Source organism: Okeania sp. SIO2B9, from assembly GCF_010672505.1.
In the GTDB taxonomy this organism is placed as follows: Bacteria; Cyanobacteriota; Cyanobacteriia; order Cyanobacteriales; family Microcoleaceae; genus Okeania; species Okeania hirsuta.
The window spans coordinates 1-1,134 of the sequence record NZ_JAAHGK010001766.1 but is presented as its reverse complement, the minus strand read 5'-3'; the positions used below and the strand labels follow the sequence as shown (position 1 = coordinate 1,134).

At 31.9% G+C, this 1,134-nt stretch carries 2 protein-coding genes; one reads left to right on the top strand and one right to left on the bottom strand.

What is annotated here, in order from left to right; genetic code table 11:
• The first annotated feature begins 183 nt into the window (after positions 1–183).
• Positions 184–369, top strand: a complete 186-nt coding sequence (locus F6K13_RS34275) for a hypothetical protein (protein ID WP_124154826.1) — start codon at positions 184–186, stop codon at positions 367–369.
• Here the strand turns inward: F6K13_RS34275 and F6K13_RS34270 are convergent.
• Positions 330–758 (bottom strand): hypothetical protein, encoded by a 429-nt coding sequence (locus F6K13_RS34270; RefSeq protein WP_124144863.1) that lies wholly within the window; start codon positions 756–758, stop codon positions 330–332. The two genes, F6K13_RS34275 and F6K13_RS34270, sit on opposite strands and share 40 nt — an antisense overlap.
• Between the last annotated feature and the right edge of the window lie 376 nt (positions 759–1,134).

Here is a 1,134-nt window from a genome sequence, read left to right as displayed (position 1 = left end):
TAGGAGCATCTCTTATACCATTTCTTTGTGACGCACTTAATAATTTTTGCTCAGACTTTATTGCACTGATTATTTTTATCGTTAATTCCAGCAGCTTCTTCTAAAGGAACGGTAATCCTTTTTCCGGCACAAGGGGCTGTTAAAGATAAGCAACTTCTCGCCCCTATAAAAATCTTTCATTCTTTGAATTACGATACAGTATTAGTCGATTATCAAGGAGTTGGAGGGTCGAGCGGAAGTAAAACAACAATTGGAGCAAAAGAAGCGAAAGATGTAGCTTCAGCAATGACTTTTGTACGACAAATTAATCCAAATCAGCCAATTATACTTTATGGAATTTCTATGGAAAGTGCTGCTATTCTCCGTTGAACTATCAATTGATTATTTTGATCAAAGCGAGTAATGCCAACTACATCTTGGCTCCGATTTAGAGCATCGCTCAGATAGTGTGTAATATTAGAAACAGCAGAAGCACGATTATTTAAACTTCGGTTATAAGCTTCTAATTCTAGTCTTGCTTGGGTACGACTAGCAATTTGTACTGCAATACTTTTGACTTTTGAAATAAATTCTTCTACTGCCAAAGTTCGAGTTCTTAAAGCTGACTGTAAATTGCTTTCTTCGTTTCTTTTGAGTTGCTTATATAGAGGAAATATACTGACTATTGCAACCAGAACACTAATAGTAAATATTCCTGCCGCAGAATAAAATATTAAAAGTATTTGTAATTGTTTAGAATTGATAGATGATTTATTCATAGATAATTTATTTGACAGATTAGGTGAGTTTTATCATGTATATAAATCATATTTTAGTTGTGCAAAAATATATGATAAAACTAGAAAGATTTACAAAATTTTTCATAGTTTTTATCGATTTTTTTATTTTCAATAAATTATTGAAGATTGCTATAGCAGATCCACAAGTTTACCTATTTCCTGAAATTGTATTTTATGTGATATAATCTGCTTTTTTGCATTCTCGATAGCTATCTAATTCAGAATTTATTTATCTATATTTTTAACATAGAGTTTAAGACCCCCACGCTTATTTGAAGAATTAGTTGTGGGTTTTGATAACGGTTCTGTAGACGTGGAGCGACAACATTCAGTATCTCTCATCATAAACCTAATA